This is a genomic window from Mesorhizobium sp. WSM3626, assembly GCF_000513935.1.
Taxonomy (GTDB): domain Bacteria; phylum Pseudomonadota; class Alphaproteobacteria; order Rhizobiales; family Rhizobiaceae; genus Mesorhizobium; species Mesorhizobium salmacidum.
In genome coordinates this window covers 141,038-161,320 of the sequence record NZ_AZUY01000008.1, presented here as the reverse complement: position 1 = coordinate 161,320, position 20,283 = coordinate 141,038, and the positions used below count along the sequence as shown (strand labels likewise).

The 20,283-nt window shown below is 63.7% G+C and carries 20 protein-coding genes; 10 read left to right on the top strand and 10 right to left on the bottom strand.

Annotated elements, in window-relative coordinates:
- Positions 1-9: 9 nt before the first annotated feature.
- On the top strand, positions 10-762 hold the full coding sequence (locus M653_RS0109075; RefSeq protein ID WP_027143064.1) for an SDR family oxidoreductase: 753 nt from the start codon (positions 10-12) through the stop codon (positions 760-762).
- 27 nt (positions 763-789) lie between these two features.
- Here the strand turns inward: M653_RS0109075 and M653_RS0109070 are convergent, their stop codons facing one another.
- On the bottom strand, positions 790-1,710 hold the full coding sequence (locus M653_RS0109070) for a zinc-binding dehydrogenase (protein WP_027143063.1): 921 nt from the start codon (positions 1,708-1,710) through the stop codon (positions 790-792).
- A gap of 95 nt (positions 1,711-1,805) precedes the next feature.
- Here M653_RS0109070 and M653_RS0109065 point away from each other — a divergent pair, with 95 nt between their 5' ends.
- A complete protein-coding gene (locus tag M653_RS0109065; RefSeq protein WP_027143062.1) occupies positions 1,806-2,615 on the top strand; it encodes a helix-turn-helix transcriptional regulator in 810 nt (269 codons plus the stop codon).
- A gap of 27 nt (positions 2,616-2,642) precedes the next feature.
- Here the strand turns inward: M653_RS0109065 and M653_RS0109060 are convergent, their stop codons facing one another.
- On the bottom strand, positions 2,643-4,427 hold the full coding sequence (locus M653_RS0109060) for a cation:proton antiporter (RefSeq protein ID WP_027143061.1): 1,785 nt from the start codon (positions 4,425-4,427) through the stop codon (positions 2,643-2,645).
- Positions 4,428-4,633: 206 nt separating this feature from the next.
- Positions 4,634-5,083, bottom strand: coding sequence for a host attachment protein (locus M653_RS0109055; protein ID WP_027143060.1), 450 nt, complete (start codon positions 5,081-5,083; stop codon positions 4,634-4,636).
- A 382-nt stretch (positions 5,084-5,465) separates the two neighbouring features.
- Here M653_RS0109055 and cysG point away from each other — a divergent pair, with 382 nt between their 5' ends.
- The 6 genes from cysG (at position 5,466) to M653_RS0109025 (ending at position 11,127) form a co-directional block, all read left to right on the top strand.
- On the top strand, positions 5,466-6,914 hold the full coding sequence (cysG, locus tag M653_RS0109050; RefSeq protein ID WP_027143059.1) for a siroheme synthase CysG: 1,449 nt from the start codon (positions 5,466-5,468) through the stop codon (positions 6,912-6,914).
- Positions 6,911-7,204, top strand: a complete 294-nt coding sequence (locus tag M653_RS0109045) for a DUF2849 domain-containing protein (protein WP_027143058.1) — start codon at positions 6,911-6,913, stop codon at positions 7,202-7,204. Before cysG ends, M653_RS0109045 begins: the two co-directional genes overlap by 4 nt.
- A 35-nt stretch (positions 7,205-7,239) precedes the next feature.
- Positions 7,240-8,910 (top strand): nitrite/sulfite reductase, encoded by a 1,671-nt coding sequence (locus tag M653_RS0109040; RefSeq protein ID WP_027143057.1) that lies wholly within the window; start codon positions 7,240-7,242, stop codon positions 8,908-8,910.
- Complete coding sequence (locus M653_RS0109035; protein WP_027143056.1) at positions 8,885-9,649, top strand: phosphoadenylyl-sulfate reductase; 765 nt, start codon at positions 8,885-8,887, stop codon at positions 9,647-9,649. Before M653_RS0109040 ends, M653_RS0109035 begins: the two co-directional genes overlap by 26 nt.
- A gap of 164 nt (positions 9,650-9,813) precedes the next feature.
- Positions 9,814-10,347 (top strand): DUF934 domain-containing protein, encoded by a 534-nt coding sequence (locus M653_RS0109030; RefSeq protein WP_027143055.1) that lies wholly within the window; start codon positions 9,814-9,816, stop codon positions 10,345-10,347.
- 159 nt (positions 10,348-10,506) lie between these two features.
- The gene (locus M653_RS0109025) at positions 10,507-11,127 is read left to right on the top strand and encodes a DJ-1/PfpI family protein (RefSeq protein WP_027143054.1); all 621 of its coding nucleotides are present in this window, start codon (positions 10,507-10,509) and stop codon (positions 11,125-11,127) included.
- Positions 11,128-11,238: 111 nt separating this feature from the next.
- Here the strand turns inward: M653_RS0109025 and M653_RS0109020 are convergent, their stop codons facing one another.
- Together M653_RS0109020 and M653_RS0109015 are read right to left on the bottom strand one after the other, a co-directional pair.
- Complete coding sequence (locus M653_RS0109020) at positions 11,239-12,261, bottom strand: fatty acid desaturase (protein WP_027143053.1); 1,023 nt, start codon at positions 12,259-12,261, stop codon at positions 11,239-11,241.
- Between the two features lie 79 nt (positions 12,262-12,340).
- Positions 12,341-12,550 (bottom strand): hypothetical protein, encoded by a 210-nt coding sequence (locus M653_RS0109015; protein WP_027143052.1) that lies wholly within the window; start codon positions 12,548-12,550, stop codon positions 12,341-12,343.
- Between the two features lie 238 nt (positions 12,551-12,788).
- Between M653_RS0109015 and grpE the strand changes: the two genes are divergently transcribed.
- Complete coding sequence (gene grpE / locus M653_RS0109010) at positions 12,789-13,421, top strand: nucleotide exchange factor GrpE (RefSeq protein ID WP_027143051.1); 633 nt, start codon at positions 12,789-12,791, stop codon at positions 13,419-13,421.
- A 126-nt stretch (positions 13,422-13,547) separates the two neighbouring features.
- On the top strand, positions 13,548-14,180 hold the full coding sequence (locus tag M653_RS0109005; protein WP_027143050.1) for a trimeric intracellular cation channel family protein: 633 nt from the start codon (positions 13,548-13,550) through the stop codon (positions 14,178-14,180).
- Between the two features lie 139 nt (positions 14,181-14,319).
- Here the strand turns inward: M653_RS0109005 and M653_RS0109000 are convergent, their stop codons facing one another.
- The 5 genes from M653_RS0109000 to M653_RS0108980 all read right to left on the bottom strand — a co-directional run bounded on the left by M653_RS0109000 (position 14,320) and on the right by M653_RS0108980 (position 20,283).
- Positions 14,320-15,195: a GNAT family N-acetyltransferase gene (locus M653_RS0109000; RefSeq protein WP_032935138.1), complete on the bottom strand. Its 876-nt coding sequence runs from the start codon at positions 15,193-15,195 to the stop codon at positions 14,320-14,322.
- Positions 15,196-15,434: 239 nt separating this feature from the next.
- Positions 15,435-17,744, bottom strand: a complete 2,310-nt coding sequence (locus tag M653_RS0108995) for a PAS domain-containing hybrid sensor histidine kinase/response regulator (protein WP_027143048.1) — start codon at positions 17,742-17,744, stop codon at positions 15,435-15,437.
- 140 nt (positions 17,745-17,884) lie between these two features.
- The gene (locus M653_RS0108990; RefSeq protein WP_027143047.1) at positions 17,885-18,874 is read right to left on the bottom strand and encodes an MDR family oxidoreductase; all 990 of its coding nucleotides are present in this window, start codon (positions 18,872-18,874) and stop codon (positions 17,885-17,887) included.
- 55 nt (positions 18,875-18,929) lie between these two features.
- Positions 18,930-19,412 carry a signal peptidase II gene (lspA, locus tag M653_RS0108985; protein WP_027143046.1) on the bottom strand — a complete coding sequence of 161 codons (483 nt, stop codon included), beginning with the start codon at positions 19,410-19,412 and terminating at the stop codon, positions 18,930-18,932.
- Between the two features lie 13 nt (positions 19,413-19,425).
- A complete protein-coding gene (locus tag M653_RS0108980; protein ID WP_027143045.1) occupies positions 19,426-20,283 on the bottom strand; it encodes an RNA methyltransferase in 858 nt (285 codons plus the stop codon).

Genomic DNA, 20,283 nt, shown 5'->3' with positions numbered 1-20,283 from the left:
GACCGCGACATGACCGAGACAGACACCAGAAAAACCATCGTGCTGACCGGCGCCAGCCGCGGTATCGGCCATGCCACGGTGAAGCGCTTTTCGCGCGAGGGCTGGCGCGTCATCACCTGCTCGCGCCAGGCCTTTGCCGAGGACTGCCCGTGGCCGGCCGGTCCAGAGGACCACATCAAGGTCGACCTCGCCGATCAGGAAGATGTCGGTATTGCGGTATCCGAGATCCGTCATCGGCTCGAAGCGCATGGCGGGCAGTTGCACGCGCTGGTCAACAATGCCGGCATTTCGCCCAAGCTCAAGGATGGCAACAGCCGGATGGACTCGATCGACACGCCGATGCATGTCTGGCGCGACGTGTTCCAGGTCAATTTCTTCGCGCCTATCATGCTGGGGCGCGGCCTGTTCAAGGAATTGGCGGCTGCCAGAGGCTCGATCGTCAATGTGACGTCGATCGCCGGCACCCGCGTGCATCCCTTCGCCGGCACCGCCTATGCGACGTCGAAGGCGGCGCTCGGCTCGCTGACGCGCGAGATGGCGCATGATTTCGGCCCGCACGGCATCCGTGTCAACGCCATCGCGCCGGGCGAGATCGACACCGCGATCCTGTCGCCGGGCACGGAAAAGATCGTCGAGACCATTCCGCTTCGGCGCCTGGGCACCACGGCGGAGGTCGCCGACATCATTTTTTTCCTGTGCTCCGGGCAGGCGTCCTATGTGACCGGCTCGGAAATCCACATCAATGGCGGCCAGCACGTATGAACTGGTCGACTTCGGGCTAAGGCCGGCTCATCCGCCTATGGTGACGACAGCCTTGCCGCTGAAGCTGCGCTGTCGCAGTGCGTCCAGGGCTTGGCCGATGTTCGTCCATGGCACGGTCAAGGCAATGCGGGTGTCCAGCCGACCAGCTGCGACCAGGGCGAGCAGCGCGGCGATGTCGGCGCCGATGGCTGAACCGGACGTGTAGTAGGCGAACGTCTGGAGCCTCGCCCCTTCGTGACCCGGAACGAACTGACGGAACCCCACCGGCGTGAGTTCACCGCTGCTCGAGCCGAACATGACGATTGTGCCGCCAGGGGCGATGCGTTCGATCGCGCGTGCGAGGCTTTCGCCGCCGACCGACTCGGTGATCAGCGAAAACGGCCCCTCGGCCTGCTCGATCGACTCCACGATCTGCTCGGCTCCGAGTTCACGCAAATCCTCGTGGTGCCTGGCGGCGGCGATGGCGGTCACCGACGCACCCTGCTCGCGGGCGATCTGGATCTGGAAGCGACCGACGGCGCCGCTTGCACCGGTGATCAGGACCTTTAGGCCGGCCAGGTCACCGCCGTGGCGCAAAGTCCTGAGCGCCGTCGTGCCGGCGACCGGCAGCGTGGCTGCCGAGGCGAAGCTGACCTCATCCGGCAGGACGGCGAGACGGTCTGTTGAAACGGCGACCCGTTCAGCCCAGCCGGCCTGGTCGACCAAAGCCGCGACCCTGGTGCCCGTGATCGGCCCGGAGCCATCGGCGGCCGCGCGTTCGACAATTCCGACGATGTCCTGGCCGGGTGTCCAGCCGTTCGGACGGATGGTGAGCAAGCGCAGTTCACCCCGGTTCAACGAGGTTGCGTGGACCGAGACGAGCGCCTCGTCCGCGAGGGGCCGAGGTTCTTCGACCTCGGCTAACCTCAATCCCGTGGCGCTGTCGGAAGATATGACTAAGGCGAGCATGGGTGCGTACCTTCTTGCTGGAGGCCGGAACTTATCGACTTCCCTGCTTGAGGAATTTAGCTATCATGGCATTTAATCGCTAAAAGCAGTCAATCATGAGACAGCCTCTTCGCTACCCATGGGTCAATTTCGATGTCGATGACGTGCTGGCGCCAGCCATCGCCGTGCGTGTCGACGTCACCGAGACCAGAGCGGAGGTGCCCGCCCATTGGCACCGCAAAGGCCAGCTCGTCTTTGCGCTCGGAGGCGGCGTCACATGCCGCGTTCCGAGCGGCCTTTGGATGGTGCCGCCGCATTGCGGCGTATGGATCTCGGCTGGCATGGAGCACAGCAACATCGTGACTGCCAACGCGCGGATCTTCTTCGTCTATATCGAGCCGGGAGCCGCCGAATTGCCGGACCGGTGCTGCACGCTTTCGATCTCGCCGCTGCTGCGCGAATTGATCGTCGAGCTGTCCGACAGCGTGCAGGACGACCAGGCAAGGGATGAGCTCCTGACCAGGACCCTGCTTGCAGAACTACCGCGCATGCCTGTCCAGCAGCTGCATCTGCCGATTTCATCCGAGCCGCGCTTGAGGCGGATCGCCGAGGCGCTGGCGCAAGACCCTGCCGATCGCAGTACGTTGGCACAATGGGCCAACCGCGTCGCGCTCAGCGAAAGCAGTCTGGCGCGTCTCGTCGTCAAGGAGACTGGCTTGAGCTTCGGGCGCTGGCGCCAGCAATTGCACCTGATCGTCGCCATTCGGGAGCTGGCGTCAGGTGCCAGCGTGCAGCAAGTCTCGGGCGACCTCGGCTATAGCTCGGTTACCGCCTTCATCACCATGTTCAAGAAGGCGCTTGGCAAGCCCCCAGCAAAATATCTCGGCGGTGTCGCGCAAAATGGCGGCTCGGCATTCGTGGCATGATTGAACGCGCCTGTGGGTAGCGTCGACTCAGGCAGCGGACGGTTCAGAAACCCGCGGCTCGTGGCCAAGCACCTCTTCGACAATGCCGCGCGCGATCTCGCGTTCGCCCATGATCACGGTATCGGCGCCGAGTCCCTTCAGATGCTCGACCTCGGCGTCGGAATGGGCGCGGGCGATGACATTGATGTTGGGATTGGCGGCGCGTGCCCGCAGCATGATCTGGCCGGCCTCGAAGGCGTTGGGGATGGCAAGGATCAGCCGCTTTGCGCCTTCAGGATTGGCCGCGGCGAACACTTCGGCATTGGCGGCATTACCGGCGATGGTTTCGATGCCGTCTGCTTTCAGCCTCGCCAGCGTCTTATCGGCATCCTCGATGACGAGGAAAGGCTGTGCCGCTTCCTTCAGCGCGGCACCGACGAGGCCACCGACCTGGCCATAGCCGATCAGGATGGCATGACCGGCAAGCGTCGTCGTCGGCGGCGGGCCGTCTTCCTTGCTCGACGTCCCGGCGACCGAGGCCACCTGGCCCGGTTCCGTCGCCGGGCCGACCGGCTTGGTGCCCGCTGGTGGCGCCGTCCTGATGGCGCGGGCCTCCAGCCACGGCTTCATCCAGTCGATAACCAGAAACATCAACGGGTTGAGCACGATCGACAGGATGGCGCCGGCCAGGATCAGATCGCGGCCTTGCTCGGGCAGAAGTTTCAGCCCGACGCCGAGTTCGGCCAGGATGAAGGAGAACTCGCCGATCTGGGCAAGGCTGGCCGAAATCATCAAGGCCGTGGCCAGGGGATAGCCGAAGGCTACGACGATCACGAACGCCGCCAGCGACTTGCCGATGACAATGATGGCCAGCGTCGCCAGGATCGGCAGGCCGTTGCTGATCAGGCTGAACGGATCGAACAGCATGCCGACGGAGACGAAGAACAGCACCGAGAAGGCATCGCGCAGCGGCAGCGATTCTTCGGCCGCGCGGTGGCTGAGCTCGGATTCCCTCATGATCATGCCGGCGAAGAACGCGCCCAGCGCCAGCGAGACGCCGAACAGTTTTGCCGCGCCGAAGGCGACGCCGAGCGCAATGGCGAGCACCGAGAGACGGAACAGTTCGCGCGACCCAGTATGGGCAACGTAGTGCAGGATCCAGGGAATGACCCGTCGGCCGACCACCAGCATGAGCACCACGAAGGCGGCGACCTTGGCCAGCGTGATGCCCACGACACCCCATATGCCGTAGCTGGCCGGCAGCGACAGCAGGTCGCCTGAATGGGCATTGGCGTGTTCCTGGCCGCCGAGTACACCGGCAAGCGCCGGCAGCAACACCAGCGCCAGCACCATGGCCAGGTCCTCGACGATCAGCCAGCCGACGGCGATGCGGCCGCGCTCGGTCTCGATCAGGCGGCGTTCCTGAAGCGCGCGCAGCAGCACAACGGTCGAGGCGACCGACAGCGCCAGGCCGAACACCACGCCCGCGCCCATCGACCAGCCGAGCATCCAGGACAGCCCGGCGCCGAGCGCGGTGGCAAAGCCAATCTGAACGATGGCGCCAGGCACGGCTATAGCGCGCACCGACAGAAGGTCCTTGAGCGAGAAATGCAGGCCGACACCGAACATCAGGAGAATGACGCCGATTTCGGCCAATTCGTTGGCAAGCCCTGCATCGGCGACGAAACCGGGCGTGTTCGGACCGACCAGAACGCCGGCTACGAGATAGCCGACCAATGGGGGAATACGGAAGCGATTGGCGAGAGCGCCGAAGACAAAAGCCAGCCCCAGACCGGCGACGATGGTGGCGATAAGGGGCGTGTCATGCGGCATTGTCTATGGAGCGCCTTTCAAGCTAGCGATGTCGGATATGCGGCGCCCGAGAGCCGTCGCCTGTTTCGCAATATGGTGGAAGGGGCAACGGTGATGCAACCCGCAAGGTGCGAAAAGCGACGGCGCGGCGACAAAATGCCGGACCGGCGGCCGTGATGCCGCCGATCTGTTTGAGCTCGCGATGGCATTCGCCTTGTTGCCGGCGATCAGGCTGCCTGCAACAGGGCCTCGATCTCGGGGATGCCGTGGTTGGTCATGGTCTTCGGGATTTCGGCCGTCACCTTGTCACCAACCTCCTTATGCAGCTTCTTGCGCATGGCGCCGAGCACCACTGGTGGGGCGACAAGCACGATGCTGTCGAACTCGCCGTCATGGGCAAGCTTGTAGAGCCGGGCGGCAATCTCCTCGGCGAAGCGTTCCTTGCCGATACGGTGCCAGTCGGTCTCCTCGACCGCGCTGCGGTGCACGGATGGGCCGTCATTGTACCGGCCGGGGCTGTCGCTTCCCTGTTCGCGTGTGGGCGGGTTTTCCTGTTCCATCAGATGAACGACTTCAAGGTTGGGAAACTTGGTGTCGCCGACGTTCTTGAGCAGGAGCGCCTTTTCACCGTCTGCCACCAGAACCCAAATGCCATGCTTCAGTTTGATCGTGTTCATGAGGACGCTCCTTGTTGAGTTGTGGCTATACCGGGAACGCGTTTCAGCCCGTCAACGTTCCAACCCACGCGGCGGACCGAACAGCCGTGCAGGCCGGGCGCTGAACATGAAATCGCCACCGGACGGCTTTAATCTACTAAATTGATAGAAATTAGAAAAAAACTGTTTTGCGAGACAGGTCGCCGGCAGCTAAAAGCGCCTGAAATCAGGGCCGATTTCGGCGACCCGGCGTGCCCATGGGCATGGGCGTGGAATATTTTTCTCCTGCCCTTCGCGGTTGCGAAAAAGCGATTGCCTGCCATCACCGGATGCGCGAGTGCTTTGCTTCTGCTTTTTTACGCCTCGGCGTAAAACTGCGAAACTGTCCTGGATCGCTATTATCATGCCGCAAGCCACCACCAAGCTCAACGCCTTTCCCGTCTTCATGCGGGTCGAGGGCGAAGCCGTGGCCATAGTCGGCGGCGGCGAGGAGGCTCTGGCCAAGGCGCGGCTGATTGCCCAGTCGAGTGCCGTTCTGCACATCATCGCCAGAGATGCCGAGCCGGAGCTGTTGACCTTCATCGCCGAAGCCGGCGCGAAGCATGCGACCGCCGCGTATGATGCCTCGCAGCTCGAAGGCGCCGTGATGGTATTTGCCGCCAGCGGCGACGAAGCGCTCGATCGTCGCGTAGCCGCCGACGCGCGCCGGCTGGGCATTCCCGTCAATGCCGTCGACCGGCCGGATCTCTGCGATTTCTTCACTCCGGCGCTGGTCAACCGCGCACCGGTCGCCATTGCCATCGGCACCGAAGGTGCAGGTCCGGTGCTGGCGCAGATGCTGCGCGGCCGCATCGACCGCATGCTGTCGCCGTCGCTTGGCGCGCTGGCGGCGCTTGCAATGTCGTTCCGCAATGCCGCCGAGAGATTACCCCGGGGCAATATGCGCCGCCGTTTCTGGAGTGACTTCTTCGGCGGAGCGCCGGCCCGCGCCGTCGAGGCCGGCGATTTTTCGCGGGCGCACGAAGCCGCCACCGATCTGCTGTTGTCCGACGCGCCCGTTTGCGGGCACATCGCCCTGGTGGGCGCCGGTCCCGGCGCCGAGGACCTCCTCACCCTGCGGGCGCATCGCCTGCTGATGGAGGCCGACGTCATCGTCCATGACGCGCTGGTGCCGGAGGCGGTCGTCGCCATGGGCCGCCGCGATGCCGAGCGCCTGCCGGTCGGGAAGCGCAAGGGCTGCCATACCAAGAGCCAAGCCGAAATCAATGCGTTGCTGGTGGAGCTTGGCCGTGAGGGCAAGCGCGTCGTGCGGCTGAAATCGGGCGATCCGCTGGTGTTCGGCCGCGCCGGCGAGGAGATGGCAGCACTTCGCGATGCCGGCATCGCCTATGAGGTGGTTCCGGGCGTCACCGCGGCCTTCGCCGCTGCCGCCGATTTCGAACTGCCGCTGACGCTACGCGGTGTGTCGTCGTCGATGGTGTTCACCACCGGCCACGACCTCAAGGGCAATTCGTTGCCGGACTGGGCCAAGCTCGCCATTTCCGGCGCTACCGTCGCCGTCTACATGGGCCGCTCGGTCGCCGCGGAAGTTGCCGGCCGGCTGATCGAGGCCGGCCTGTCGCCGGACACGGCGGTCGCGGTGGTCGAGAATGCCAGCCTGACCAATCGCCGACGCTTCCACGGCACGCTTGCCGACCTGCCGTCGCTGGAGGCGCGCGCCGATCTGTCGGGCCCGGTCATGACCATCATCGGCGACGCTGTCGCCGGCGCCAATTTCGAGCGGTCCGAGCCGCTCGCGGCGCACAGGCATGAGAGTGCGCCCGTAGCGGCCGCCGAGGGAGTTCAGCCATGAAGATACTGACCGCCAATCGCCTCGGCGACGGCATTGCCGTCTGGTACGCCCATGGCGGCTGGGCCGAGACGGTGGACCATGCAGACCTTGCCCAGGACAAAGCGGCAGAGGATCGGCTGGAGGCGATCGGCGCCAAGGCCCACGCCGACAATGAAGTGGTCGACGTCAATCTGATCGACGCGGAAGTCGTCGACGGCATTGTCGAGCCGGTGCGGCTGCGCGAGAAGATCCGCGCCGCCGGTCCCACCATCCGCAACGATCTCGGCAAGCAGGCTGCGCGGGCAGCCTAACCAGCCACGGGCGGACGCGCCCTGAAAGACGAAGCATGTACCGTTACGATGAGTTCGACCACGATTTTGTCCAGGCCCGCGTCGCCGAGTTCAGCGACCAGGTTGAGCGCCGGCTGTCCGGCGAGATCACCGAGGACCAGTTCCGGCCACTCCGGCTGATGAACGGCGTCTATCTGCAACTGCACGCTTATATGCTGCGCATCGCCGTGCCCTATGGCACACTGAACGGCAAGCAACTGCGCATGCTCGGCCACATCGCCCGCAAATACGACAAGGGCTATGGTCACTTCACCACGCGCCAGAATATCCAGTTCAACTGGCCGGCGTTGTCGGACATTCCGGCGATCCTGGCGGACCTGGCCAGCGTGGAGATGCACGCCATCCAGACCAGCGGCAATTGCATCCGCAATGTGACCGCCGACCATTTTGCCGGGGCGGCCGCCGACGAGGTCGCCGATCCGCGCCCCTATGCGGAAATCCTGCGGCAATGGTCGTCGGTGCATCCGGAATTCTCGTTCCTGCCGCGCAAGTTCAAGATCGCCGTGACGGGAGCCGAGCGCGACCGAGCCGCCATCCAGACGCATGACATCGGCCTGCACCTGAAGAAGAACGCCGCCGGCGAGCTCGGCTTCGCCGTCTATGTCGGTGGCGGCCAGGGTCGCACGCCGATGGTGGCGAGGAAGATCCGCGACTTCCTGCCGGAAGCCGACCTTCTGTCCTACTGCACGGCGATCCTGCGCGTTTACAATCTCTATGGCCGCCGCGACAACAAGTACAAGGCGCGCATCAAGATCCTGGTCCACGAGACCGGCGCCGAGGAAATCACCCGCCAGGTCGATGCCGAGTGGCAGGAGTTGAAGGACGCGGAGCAGAAGCTGCCGGAGGCCGACATTCGCGCCATCGAAGCCTATTTCGCCCCGCCGGCGCTGACCGGGCGGCCGGACGGCGACACGGCGGTCAAGGTGGCGCGCCTGGATTCCAAGGGCTTCTCTGACTGGCTCGACCAGAACGTGGTGACGCACCGCCACCCCGACTACGCGGCGGTGACGATCACACTCAAGGGTATCGGCGAGGTGCCGGGCGATGCGACCGACAGCCAAATGGAAGCAGTCGCCGACATCGCCGAAAAATACGCTTTCGACGAGCTTCGCGTCAGCCACGAGCAGAACCTGATCCTGCCGCATGTGGCGCGCGCCGACCTCAAGACAGTCTATGACGCGCTGGTCGACATCGGGCTGGCGACGGCCAATTCCAACCTGATCTCGGACATCATCTCGTGCCCGGGCCTTGACTATTGCGCGCTGGCGACCGCGCGCTCGATCCCGATCGCGCAGGAAATCTCGCAACGTTTTGCTTCGCTGGAGCGGCAGCGCGAGATCGGAGAGCTGAAGCTGAAGATCTCCGGCTGCATCAATGCCTGCGGCCACCATCATGTCGGTCATATCGGCATCCTGGGTGTCGAGAAGAAGGGCTCCGAACTTTATCAGGTGACGCTCGGCGGTTCGGCCGACGAGAACACCTCCGTCGGCGAAATCATCGGCCGCGGCTTCTCGTCGGAAGAGATCACCGACGCCATCGAGACGATCGTCGATACCTATCTCGGCCTTCGGCTCAACCCACACGAAATATTCATCGACGCCTACCGCCGTGTCGGTCCCGCGCCGTTCAAGGAGGCGCTCTATGCTGGCGAAGCCAAGGCCGCTTGACCATATTGTCGACGTCGAGGACGGCGCCGCCGCCAAGGCGGCGGGGTTTGACGCGCTCTACGGTCATCTCAGCCCGATCGAGATCATCGAACGATCGGCCAATGAGCTGTTTCACGACGAGATCGCCGCCGTGTCTTCGTTCGGCGCGGATTCGGCGGTGCTGCTGCACATGATCGCCAAGATCGACCGCACGCTGCCGGTCGTCTTCCTCGATACCGGAAAGCATTTCGAGGAGACGCTCGGCTATCGCGACGCGCTGGTCGCCGATTTCGGGCTGACCAACATCCGGGTCATCAAGCCTGACGAAGCGGCGCTCGAACGGATCGATCCGACCGGCAATCTGCACCAGAACAACACCGATGCCTGCTGCGACGTGCGCAAGGTCGAGCCGCTGGCACGTGGCATCGCACCCTTCCGCGCCTGGTTCACAGGCCGCAAGCGCTTCCAGGCCTCGACACGGGCCGCACTTCCGGTGTTCGAGGCGGTCGGCCCGCGCATCCGCATCAATCCACTGGCGCGCTGGACGACGTCGGATCAGGCCGGCTACATGCGCGCGCATGCGCTGCGCGAAAATCCACTGGTCGCCTATGGTTATCTGTCGATCGGCTGCTTTCCCTGCACGCAGCCGGTGCAGCCGGGCGAGGACGCGCGCAGCGGCCGCTGGGCCGGTCATGCCAAGACCGAGTGCGGCATTCACCTGTCGGGACTGGAAGTGTCGCTGACCGACGCATCACTATAGGGTATGTCGCAATTCGGCCGGCCTGCAAACCGCCACTTCTTGAGCTTCCGGTGCTCACGTACTTCAAGTACGCTCCGCTCCGGTTCTCGGAAGCAGCCGTTTTCGACGCGGCCTGACCTGAATTTCAACACACCCTTGAGCGCTTCGAATTTTTAGGAATTTTGATGACTGAACCGACGACACCGGAGACCCGGCTCTGGACCCCGGAGGGTTTTCGCGAGGATGAGTGGACCCATGCCGAAAGCGCCGATGCGCTTTCCGGTAATGGCCGCTTCATCCTGCCGCTGCAGGCGTTCCTCGACCTCGACCCGGAGGTGCGCCGCTCGGCGAAGGAGCGGCTCGGCGTCTTGCTGCAGCCCGGCGATCAGCTCGAGAAGATCGCCGACCTGCTCGACCAGCTGTCGCTGGTGGCGCTGGCCTTCCCGGCCTTCGGTGATGGCCGCTCCTTCTCCAAAGGCGAACTGCTACGCAGCCGCTATCATTTCACGGGCGCGCTGCGTGCTACCGGGCAGGTTCTGGTCGACCCGTTGCCGCATATGCTGCGGCTTGGCTTCGACGAGTTCGAGATCTCGAATCCAGTGCTCTTGAAGCGCCTGGAAGAGGGCCGTACCGGCGGGTTGGGGCTTTACTACCAGCCGGCCGCTATAGCGGAGCCCAAGGGTTCGAAATATTCCTGGCGGCGCCTTCGCAGCAGCTGACACAGCGCACCGGGACTATTTTCGTTTCTAGGAGGGCGAGGACGACGCAAACTGGTCTTACCATTGTGCGATTTGCGCTTTTCCTTACGTGATCCTGCCCTTAGGATGATGCTGTTATTTCGCGACGCGAAATAATGGCCACCAAGGGAGGAACCGGGAATGGCTGGCAAGAAGATATTGATGCTCGTTGGCGAGTTCAGCGAGGAATATGAAATTTTCGTCTTTGAGCAAGCCATGCATGCCGTCGGCCACACCGTGCATGTCGTCTGCCCGGACAAGAAGGCCGGCGACGTGCTGAAGACATCGCTGCACGATTTCGAAGGCCACCAGACCTACACCGAAAAGCCCGGCCACGATTACATCCTCAACAAGACGTTTTCCGAGGTGGATCCGGCCCAGTACGATGCCGTTTACGCGGCGGGCGGCCGCGGTCCCGAATACATCCGCATCGACAAGCGCGTGCAGGCGCTGGTGCGGCACTTCCATGAGACAGGCAAGCCGATCTTCACCATCTGCCATGGCGTGCAGATCCTGATCGCGGTCGACGGCGTGGTGCGGGGCAGGGAAGTGGCTGCGCTTCACTATTGCGAGCCGGAGGTGACGCTGGCGGGCGGCATCTATATCGACGTCGCGCCGAACGGAGCCCATGTCGACGGCAATCTTGTTTCGGCCAAGGGCTGGCCGGGCCTGTCCAATTTCATCCGCGAATGCCTGAAGGTGCTGGGTACTGAGATCCGCCATGGCGAGATCCTGATGCGCGACGAGCGGCAGGCGGCCTGAGGCTTTGAGGGCTGGCCGGACGGTTGAGAAGCTTTGCGCTGCCTCTCATCCGGCCCTTGGTCATCGGACGAAAAGCCAAGCAATTGGCGTTTCGTCCGCTGCGTGGACCGCCTATAGCGCCGCGTGTGCCTCGCGGAACGATATCAGCTTGCTGCGGCTTTCGTCCCACAAGGCCAGTTTGACGCAGCGCAGGCTCTCGATCAGCGTGACGCGGCCGATACCGCGCAACTCGGGATAGTCCCGCAGCACTTCCTGCAGCCGGTAGCCGGGCACCCTGGCGGAGAGGTGGTGGACGTGATGAACGCCGATATTGCCGGTGAGCCAGTTCAGCACCGGCGGCAGGTCGTAATAGGACGAGCCATGCAGGGCGGCGTGCTGGAACTCCCATTCCCCATCCTTCGCCCACTCGGTCTCCTCGAACTGGTGCTGGACATAGAACAGCCAGATGCCGGCCGAACCGGCGAGAATGACGATCGGCAGATGGACAATCAGGAACGCGCCGGGACCGATGACCCAGATGAGGATGGCCGCGGCAAGCGCGATGCCAAGATTGGTGGTCATTGACGAAACCCAGGGCGTCAGGCCGCCGCGCATCATGCCGACGGGCAGCCTTTGCGAGAAGATGAACAGCCAGACCGGCCCCAGGCCGAACATCACCAGGGGATGGCGGTAGAGACGGTAGGCCAGACGGCCCCGCCAGGACATCCGCCGGTATTCGGCGACGGTCAACGTCCTGATGTCTCCCATGCCGCGCTCGTCGAGATTGCCGGCGCTGGCATGATGCGTGGCATGGGCGCGCCGCCAGCAGTCGTAAGGCGTCAGCGTCAGGATGCCCAGCGCACGACCGATCCAGTCATCGGCATGGCGATTGGCAAAGAAGGAGCCATGGCCGCAATCGTGCTGGATCATGAAAATCCGCACCAGGAATCCGGCCGCGGGCAAGATGAGGATCAGTCCCCACCAATGACCATAGGCATAGGCCGCGGACGACAGAGCCCACAGAGTGGCGAAGGGAATGAGGGTGATGGCAAGTTCGAGTGCGCTGCGCCGCCTGTCAGGCTTCTTGTAGCGCGCCAGGATCTTGAGCCAGGCGCGCTTGCTATTGGCCGCCGCTTCGGGGGAAATCATGTTCATCAGGAAGCATAGGCGGGGTGCGCCGCCACCGCAAGCCGATGATCACGTAAAGTTACTGTGCGTAATTGTCGCGTAAGGCCTAGTCGATCCTCACTGCCCGTCGCCAGCCGACGTCGCCATCCTCGACCCTGTCGAGGTGGTCGAGCAATTGCCCGAAGCGGTCCGGGATGTCGGTTTCGGTGCGGAAGGCTGGCAAGGTGCGCAGAAAGCGCTTCATCGCCTCGGCGCCGATCTGGCGCCGAACCTCCGCAGCGAGCCTTTCTGTTTTTTCGAGCTTGTTGCGGGTCATCGGTTCAAGTCCTGCGTCGGGTCCCAAACTCCTCCAGCGACGGAATGGTTCCCGCATCACGGCCTTGTGGCAAGCAAAGCCGGCAAGCACGGTAAAATTTGAATTAAAATCGGACTACCGCCTTGGCGCCTTCCAGGTCCGGTGAAAGGTCGTTACGGTCGCTTTCCCCTTGATTTTTGGCCTGCGAACCTCGATATCGGGCACAAATCCATACCATTCGAGATGACGGGAAACGGCGATGAGCGACCAGGCAAAAGACGAACGCGCGCCCAGTGAAGCCGAGGCGGCCGAGGCCAATGTCGAGCGCACGGAAGGCAGCATCGATGGCGACTATGAAGCGCTTGTGCGGCTGCTGAAGGAAAACGAAGAGCTGAAGGACCGCGCACTGCGCGTCGCGGCCGAGATGGAGAACCTGCGCCGCCGCACCGCGCGCGACGTGCACGACGCGCGCACCTACGCGGTGGCGAATTTTGCCCGTGACATGCTGTCGGTGTCAGACAATCTGCGCCGCGCGCTGGATGCCATTCCCGCCGAGGCCAAGGCGTCGGGGGATGCCGGCTTCAAGGCACTGATCGAAGGCGTCGATCTGACCGAGCGCGCCATGCTGTCGGCGCTGGAACGGCATGGAGTCAAGAAACTCGCTCCGGAAGGCGAGAAGTTCGATCCTAATTTCCACCAGGCGATGTTCGAAGTTCCCAATCCCGATGTCCCGGCCAACACCGTGGTCCAGGTCGTGCAGCCGGGCTATTCGATCGGCGAGCGAGTGCTGCGCCCAGCCATGGTCGGCGTCGCCAAGGGCGGCCCGAAAATCGCGGCCGACGCGCCGGTCGAGCCAGGGCCGGTCAATGAGCAGGCCGAGAAAGATGCGTGAGGATAGTGAGTAGTGAGTAGCGAATGGGGAATAGGGAATAGGGGCTGACACTAAGCTGCGGCTTCGTGATATTCCGCTACTCGCTACTCGCTACTCGCTACTCGCTACTCGCTACTCGCTCGGCCCATGAACCCCATCGCCCTTCTCGACTATGCCGGCGTTGCCGTCTTCGCGGCGACAGGGGCGTTGGCGGCGTCGCGCAAACAGCTCGACATCATCGGTTTCCTGTTCCTGGCCAGCGTCACCGGTATCGGCGGCGGCACGCTTCGCGACGTCATCCTCAATCTGCCGGTTTTCTGGGTCGCCAACTCCAGCTACGTGCTGATCTGCGCGGCGGTCGCGGTGCTGGTGTTCTTTGGTGCGCACCGTGTCGAATCACGCTGGAAGTGGCTGCTCTGGCTCGACGCTATCGGATTGGCCGCTTTTTCGGTTATGGGTGCGGCCAAGGGCCTGGCCATTACCGGTTCGCCGGTCGTTTCCGTCATCACCGGCGTGCTCACCGCCACGTCGGGCGGCATCTTGCGCGATCTGTTGGCGGGCGAACCCTCGGTGCTGCTGAGGCCGGAGATCTATGTTACGGCCGCTCTCGCGGGCGCTGCAATCTTCACGGCTGGCGATGTCACAGGATTGCCGCCGATCGTTTCTGAGCTGGCCGGCTTCGCCGCGGCATTCGCGGTGCGCGGCGGTGCGCTCCGTTTCGGCTGGACCTTTCCATCCTACAAGAGCCGGCCCGGCCGGCGGCCGGAAGACATTCCGTGAAAAGAAGGGAATAGCGAGTAGTGAGTAGCGAATAGGGTTGGCAGCCTACACGGCTGCGGCATAACTCTCGCTATTCGCTATTCGCTATTCGCTATTCGCTATTCGCTATTCGCTATTCGCTATTCGCTATTCGCTATCGTCACGCGGCGAAGCGCTGCGCTTCCCCGCCATAATAATTGACGTAGCGTGCGCCGATCTCCTTGACCGGCATCACGACGAAAATGTCGACCGTGGAGAATTCGCGGTCGATGACGCAACCATCGCCGATGCGAGCGCCTACCCGCAGATAGCCCTTGACCAGAGGCGGCATCGCCGCGATCGCCGCCTTGGTGTTGACCGCCTCGATCGGCATCAGGTCCATGGAGCAATAACGTTCGGACACAGCACGCACGTCCCAGGCCGAGTTTGTGCGGCAATGATGGGCGAGATAGGTGAGCGCCTCGGCATGCGCCGCAGGCACGGTGCCGTGGAATGAGGCACAACCGGTCATCACGCCGATTTCGTAATGATTGATATAGGCCCAGATGCCTTGCCACAGCGCCTCGATGGTGCGCTTCGAACGGTATTCGGGTAAAACACAGGAGCGGCCGAGTTCGAGGAAACGCTGGCCGGGATGACGGGCGATGAGCTTGGTCAGCTCGAATTCGCCTTCGGAATAGAAGCCGCCGGCGGTTGCCGCGATTTCTTGCCGCAGCAAGCGATAGGTGCCGACGATGCGGCGGTGCTCAGGGCCGGAAAGCGTGGTATCGAGGACGAGCAGATGGTCGCAGAGCGGGTCGAAACGGTCGGCGTCGCGGCGGTCCTGCGCCTGGAACAAATCCTTCCTGGCGCCAAGCTCATCATAAAATACACGGTAACGCACTTCCTGCGCGGCCGCGATCTCGGCCTCGTTGCGGGCAAGCCGCACTTCGAGGTTGCCGATACGGCCGAGCGCTGCGCCTTTTATGACGGAATCGACATTACGTCCGGCGAGCAAGGCGCTGCTGGCGTTCGGCCGAGTGTCACATTCCGGCATAACTGTATGCACGAGTGATTCTCCTTCGAGCCATCCCTCTTGGCACGGGGATACGGTGTAGGTGCAACAGGATTGTGACAGTACCGTGATACGGCGTCGCGGGCAATACTTCGTCGGCTGGCGAAAGCGGTCAACCGGCTATGTTGCGTCACAAGGCCCCAGGTGCGTCGTGTTCGCGGGCGCCGAAACCGGGCTGCTTTTTTGGTGGCCTTCGTCAGCCACGCACGGGAAAAGACGGCTCAAGCGGCGACCTGGCCTTCGACGGCGCTGACCAGCGCCTCGGGGTCAAGCGGCTTGGTGACGAAGCCGCTGGCGCCGTGGGCAAGCACCGCATGGCGGGTCTTTTCCTGGCTATCGGCCGACAGCACCATGATCGGCACGGGCGGCACGGATGTCTCCTCCTCATGGCGACGAATCGCGGCGATGGCGTCCAGCCCGTCCATGACCGGCATATGCAGATCCATCAGCACCACGTCGAAACGGCGGTTGTGGCCGGCGCCAGTGACCGCCTCGACGGCGGCCTTGCCATTGCCGACCACCTTGACGCGATGCCCGGCCTTCAGCAGCGTTGCACGGGCCAGCATCGCATTGATGTCGTTGTCCTCGGCGATCAGCACGGACAGGCCCTGCTGGCGTTCGCCTGACGCACGAAGCGCCGGTGCGCGTCGTTTTTCCGGCTGCGGCGGGGCAAGGACCGGTGCGTGGCTGCTCAAAAGGACACGCAAGAGTGTTCCTCCGCGCACTGGCCGGGCAAGGAATGTCGCGTAGCCGCTGCCGCGAAACTCGCCAAGCATGCCGCGATCGGTGGGGGCAATCAGCGTGATGGCTTCGCAATTGGCGAACCCATGTTGACGAAGCCGCTTGAGCAGTCTTCCGTCACTCTCTTCCAGGGCCGCGTCGACCAGAAGCACGTCGCAGCCGTCGGCAAAGGAAGCGGCCTGAGCCACGGTGGTGGCCATGCCGGCCGCGCCGCCATTGGCGCGGATGGTGCGGGCGATGGCGTCGGCCTCGACGGTGTTCTTGGACAGGATCACGGCGCGTCGCCCGGCAAGCGCGTTCAACCGGCCCTGCGGCGGCTCGGTGGCTGATATGGCGGGAATTTCGAAGACGAATTCCGATCCCTGGCCAAGCCGGCTGGAAACCGAAATCGCGCCGCCCATGGCGGCCACCAGGCGCTTGGAGATGGCAAGTCCCAGTCCGGCACCGCCATGCGGGCGCGTCGAGGTGCCGTCGGCCTGCTCGAATTCCTCGAAGATGCGCTCCATGTCCTCGTCGCGCAGGCCGGGACCGGTATCGGCGATGGTGAAGCAGATGCGGTCGGTGGTCTCTGCGCGGGCGCGCGCGACGCTGACCAGAACGCCGCCGCTGTCGGTGAACTTGATGGCGTTGCCGATGAGGTTGAGCAGCACCTGCCTGACCCGGCCCGGATCGGCTGTGATCAATTGCGGCACATCCGGTTCGACATGGCAGCCGAGGCCAATATTCTTGGCGAAGGCGCGTGCGGCCATCAATTCGATGATGTTGTCGGCGATCTCGCGCACGGACATCGGCTGCGGTTCGGGATCGAAGCGTCCGGCCTCGATCTTGGAATAGTCGAGCAGATCCTCGATCAGGGCAAGCAAGGCGCTGGCCGAAGTTGAGATGGCCCCGACATAGGTCTGCTGCTCCGGCGACAGCCTGGTGTCGGCGAGCAGTCTGGCCATGCCCATGATGCCGTTCATCGGCGTGCGGATCTCATGGCTGACCGTGGCGAGGAAGCGCGACTTGGCCTGGCTTGCGAACTCAGCGCGCTCGCGCGCGGTGATCATGGATGATTCGGCGCGCTTGCGTGCGGTGATGTCGCGGGCGATGGCGCGATGCGAGACGGCATTGCTGTCCTTGTCGCGCACCGACAGCTCGATCCACGAGAACCAGCGCGGGCCGGTCGGCGTGCGGATTTCAACGTCGGTGGAACTCAGGCATTCATGGTCCGAGAAAGCGGCATCGGGAACGATACCGACCTCGATGCCGAGCTCGGCCAGCGTCTTGCCGGCAAGGTCGCGCTGATCGGTTTCGACAAGGTCGGCGAACACCTTGTTGGCATAGACGATGTAACCGTCGCGGTCGCGATGGATAACGAGGTCGCCAAGCGCATCGATGAGACCGCGAAAGCGCTCCTCGCTTTCCTGCATCTCCCACATGCGGTCGGCCAGCGTCTCGATCTCGGCGCGGTTGCGGGCGGTGGTTTCGTCAAGCATGACCGTATTGCGGCGCACGCTGCGTCTGGCGTGCAGATGCATGGCCAGGCCGGCAAGGCCGGTTGCCAGCAACGCCACGCCGATGAAGGCCGGCGCCCCGGTGAGGTAGGAGAGGCCTGCCAGCGCCATGACAACGAAGGTCAGGATCGGCAGGCCTTCCCGCTTGACCGGTTGCTGATCGGGCACCAGCGGCGGCGCGGCGATAAACCGCCGCGCAGACGCCGGCGCTTGCGCCGGTGCCGCATCGATGTCGTCACCTGCACCGATACCGTCGCCTGCGTCGACCGGTTGGCTGTCGGATTCCGCGATCATGCGAAATCCTTTGCCAGACAGAGATTATGGAAAATTGCGGGGGATCGTTCGAATTTTAGCGGATTGGGTGTTTTTGCCTCGGCGGCGACGGATTTGCCAGCTGATGTGGCAATTCCGTCCGGCGTCGCGACCCCGACGGGTCACATGTCGACGACGACACGGCCGCGGATCTTGCCATCGACGATGTCGTGTGCCGCATCGATGATGCCGTCGAAGCCGATGGTCGTGGACAGGCTGGCGAGCTTGTCGACATCGAGATCGGCACCGATGCGCCGCCACGCCTCGAGGCGTACGGCCTTCGGTGCCATCACTGAATCGATGCCGAGCAGGGAGACGCCACGCAGGATGAAGGGTGCCACGCTCGACGGCAGATCCATGCCGCCGGCCAGGCCGCAGGCGGCGACCGCGCCGCCATAGGAGGTCATCGACAGGACGTTGGCCAGCGTGTGACTGCCGACCGAATCGATGCCGCCGGCCCAACGCTCCTTGGCCAGCGGCTTGGCGGGCTGGTTGAGCTCGTCACGCGATATCACCTCGGCGGCGCCGAGGTTGATCAGATAAGGGCTTTCGGCATTGCGGCCGGTCGAGGCGATGACATGGTAGCCGAGGCTGGACAGGATCGAGACAGCGACGGAACCGACGCCGCCGGCGGCGCCCGTAACCACGACAGGGCCGCGATCGGGCAGGATGCCGTGCCGCTCCAGGGCCATGACGCAGAGCATGGCCGTGTAGCCGGCGGTGCCGACCGCCATGGCATCATGCGCGCTCATGCCTTCCGGCAGAGGCACCAGCCAGTCGCCCTTCACGCGGGCGCGCCCGGCATAGGCGCCGAAATGGGTTTCGCCAACGCCCCAGCCATTCAGGATGACCTTGTCGCCCTTGCGCCAGTCGGGATTGGAAGAGGAGATGACGGTGCCGGCAAGGTCGATGCCCGGCACCAGCGGCCATCGGCGGATCACCGGAGCCTTGCCCGAGATGGCCAGTCCATCCTTGTAGTTCACCGTCGTCGCCTCGACCGCGATGGTAACGTCGCCCTCCATCAGATCGGCATCGGTGAGATCGGTCACGGCGACCGACTGTTTTTTCTCGGCATCGCGCGAAACGAGGATGGCTTTGAAGGTTTCGGTCATCTTTTTCTCCGCGAACTTGCTTGGCGTGTGACTGTGCGGCGATGGCAGCGTGGGGTCAATCGTTCGAAGGCGTGGGTTCACGCCGCCAGCCGATGAGTTCGTCGAAGACGACCAGCGCCGCGCCCACGGAAATGAAGGCGTCCGCAAGGTTGAAGACGGCGAAGGACCAGACCGGCGTGTGAAACAGGATGTAATCAATGACATGGCCGTAGACGGCACGATCGATCAGATTGCCCAGCGCGCCGCCGATGATCAGGGCAAAGCCGATGCGGGCGATGACATGGCCCGATGGCGTGCGCGTGGCGAGGTAAAGCACGAAGGCGACGACCAGCACGGCGATGACCACGAGACCGGTATCGCCGAAGGAGGAGAACATCGAGAAGGCGATGCCCGTATTATAGGTGCGAAACAGCGCCAGGAAGGGCAGGAGGTCTAGCTTTTCCTGGAAGGGCAGGCCGGCCTCGACCAGTGCCTTTATCCATTGGTCGAGCGCGATGGCCACGATGACGAGCAGCGCGTAAGGAGACCATGATTTCACGATTGGGCAACCCTCATTGCTGGTCCGGGATTGGTTCGAGTTTCAACGCACCGCGCCTGATCTCGAACAGCATGATGCCGGTGGCGACCGCGAGATTGAGCGAATCGGCGCGGCCCGCCTGCGGAATCCTGAGCAGCCTGTCACAGCTTGCCGCCAGGCTTTCGGGCAAGCCCTGCTGCTCGTTGCCCATCATCAGCAGCACCGGCCCGCGGGAGAAATCGACCGAGCGGTAGTCGACCGCGCCTTTCAGATGCGTGCCGGCAACGAGACCCGAAAAGCCGCCGCGCCAGGCCAGGAATGCCTCGGTCGTTGCCTTCGCCACTGGCACGGCGAAAATGGAACCCATGGTGGCGCGTACAGTTTCCACAGAAAACGGATCGGTGGTATCGCCGACCAGAATGACGCCCCTGGCGCCGACGGCATCGACGGTGCGGATGACGGTGCCGAGATTGCCTGGATCGCGCACCCGGTCGAGCGCCACCCAGACATCGCCATTGTCGGCACGGATGTCCTTCAGGGCCAGGAATTTTTGCGAGAAGACGCCGACCACCATTTGCGGATTGTCGCGGCGGGTGATGGCGACAAGCACCTTTTCCGACACTTCGAGCACGGTGCCGCCGGCGGCAACCGTGCGCGCCGCGACCTTTTCCACGGCCGCGTTGCCGCGTCCGGCCTTGGCGAAAACAAGCGTCCTGATCTGCCAGCCCAAATCGAGCGCATCGATGACCAGCTTCAGCCCCTCGGCCATGAAGGCGTTCTGCTGGTCGCGGAATTTCTTCAAGGCAAGTGCCTTGATGTCCTTGACCAGCGGATTGGCAAGGCTGGTGACTTCCTTCACCTGGCCTGGTGCGCCGACATGCCGTTCGTTCAT

Excerpts from the sequence above, each read along its gene's own strand:
- M653_RS0109075 (WP_027143064.1), top strand. The coding sequence starts at position 10 with ATGACCGAGACAGACACCAGAAAAACCATCGTGCTGACCGGCGCCAGC.
- M653_RS0109030 (WP_027143055.1), top strand. The coding sequence starts at position 9,814 with ATGACTGAACCGACGACACCGGAGACCCGGCTCTGGACCCCGGAGGGT.
- M653_RS0109060 (WP_027143061.1), bottom strand. The coding sequence starts at position 4,427 with ATGCCGCATGACACGCCCCTTATCGCCACCATCGTCGCCGGTCTGGGG.
- M653_RS0109000 (WP_032935138.1), bottom strand. The coding sequence starts at position 15,195 with ATGCCGGAATGTGACACTCGGCCGAACGCCAGCAGCGCCTTGCTCGCC.
- cysG (WP_027143059.1), top strand. The coding sequence starts at position 5,466 with ATGCCGCAAGCCACCACCAAGCTCAACGCCTTTCCCGTCTTCATGCGG.
- M653_RS0109025 (WP_027143054.1), top strand. The coding sequence starts at position 10,507 with ATGGCTGGCAAGAAGATATTGATGCTCGTTGGCGAGTTCAGCGAGGAA.
- M653_RS0108995 (WP_027143048.1), bottom strand. The coding sequence starts at position 17,744 with ATGATCGCGGAATCCGACAGCCAACCGGTCGACGCAGGCGACGGTATC.
- M653_RS0109035 (WP_027143056.1), top strand. The coding sequence starts at position 8,885 with ATGCTGGCGAAGCCAAGGCCGCTTGACCATATTGTCGACGTCGAGGAC.
- M653_RS0109065 (WP_027143062.1), top strand. The coding sequence starts at position 1,806 with ATGAGACAGCCTCTTCGCTACCCATGGGTCAATTTCGATGTCGATGAC.
- M653_RS0109005 (WP_027143050.1), top strand. The coding sequence starts at position 13,548 with ATGAACCCCATCGCCCTTCTCGACTATGCCGGCGTTGCCGTCTTCGCG.
- M653_RS0109055 (WP_027143060.1), bottom strand. The coding sequence starts at position 5,083 with ATGAACACGATCAAACTGAAGCATGGCATTTGGGTTCTGGTGGCAGAC.
- M653_RS0109040 (WP_027143057.1), top strand. The coding sequence starts at position 7,240 with ATGTACCGTTACGATGAGTTCGACCACGATTTTGTCCAGGCCCGCGTC.
- M653_RS0109070 (WP_027143063.1), bottom strand. The coding sequence starts at position 1,710 with ATGCTCGCCTTAGTCATATCTTCCGACAGCGCCACGGGATTGAGGTTA.
- M653_RS0108980 (WP_027143045.1), bottom strand. The coding sequence starts at position 20,283 with ATGAACGAACGGCATGTCGGCGCACCAGGCCAGGTGAAGGAAGTCACC.
- M653_RS0109015 (WP_027143052.1), bottom strand. The coding sequence starts at position 12,550 with ATGACCCGCAACAAGCTCGAAAAAACAGAAAGGCTCGCTGCGGAGGTT.
- M653_RS0108990 (WP_027143047.1), bottom strand. The coding sequence starts at position 18,874 with ATGACCGAAACCTTCAAAGCCATCCTCGTTTCGCGCGATGCCGAGAAA.
- M653_RS0109020 (WP_027143053.1), bottom strand. The coding sequence starts at position 12,261 with ATGAACATGATTTCCCCCGAAGCGGCGGCCAATAGCAAGCGCGCCTGG.
- grpE (WP_027143051.1), top strand. The coding sequence starts at position 12,789 with ATGAGCGACCAGGCAAAAGACGAACGCGCGCCCAGTGAAGCCGAGGCG.
- M653_RS0109045 (WP_027143058.1), top strand. The coding sequence starts at position 6,911 with ATGAAGATACTGACCGCCAATCGCCTCGGCGACGGCATTGCCGTCTGG.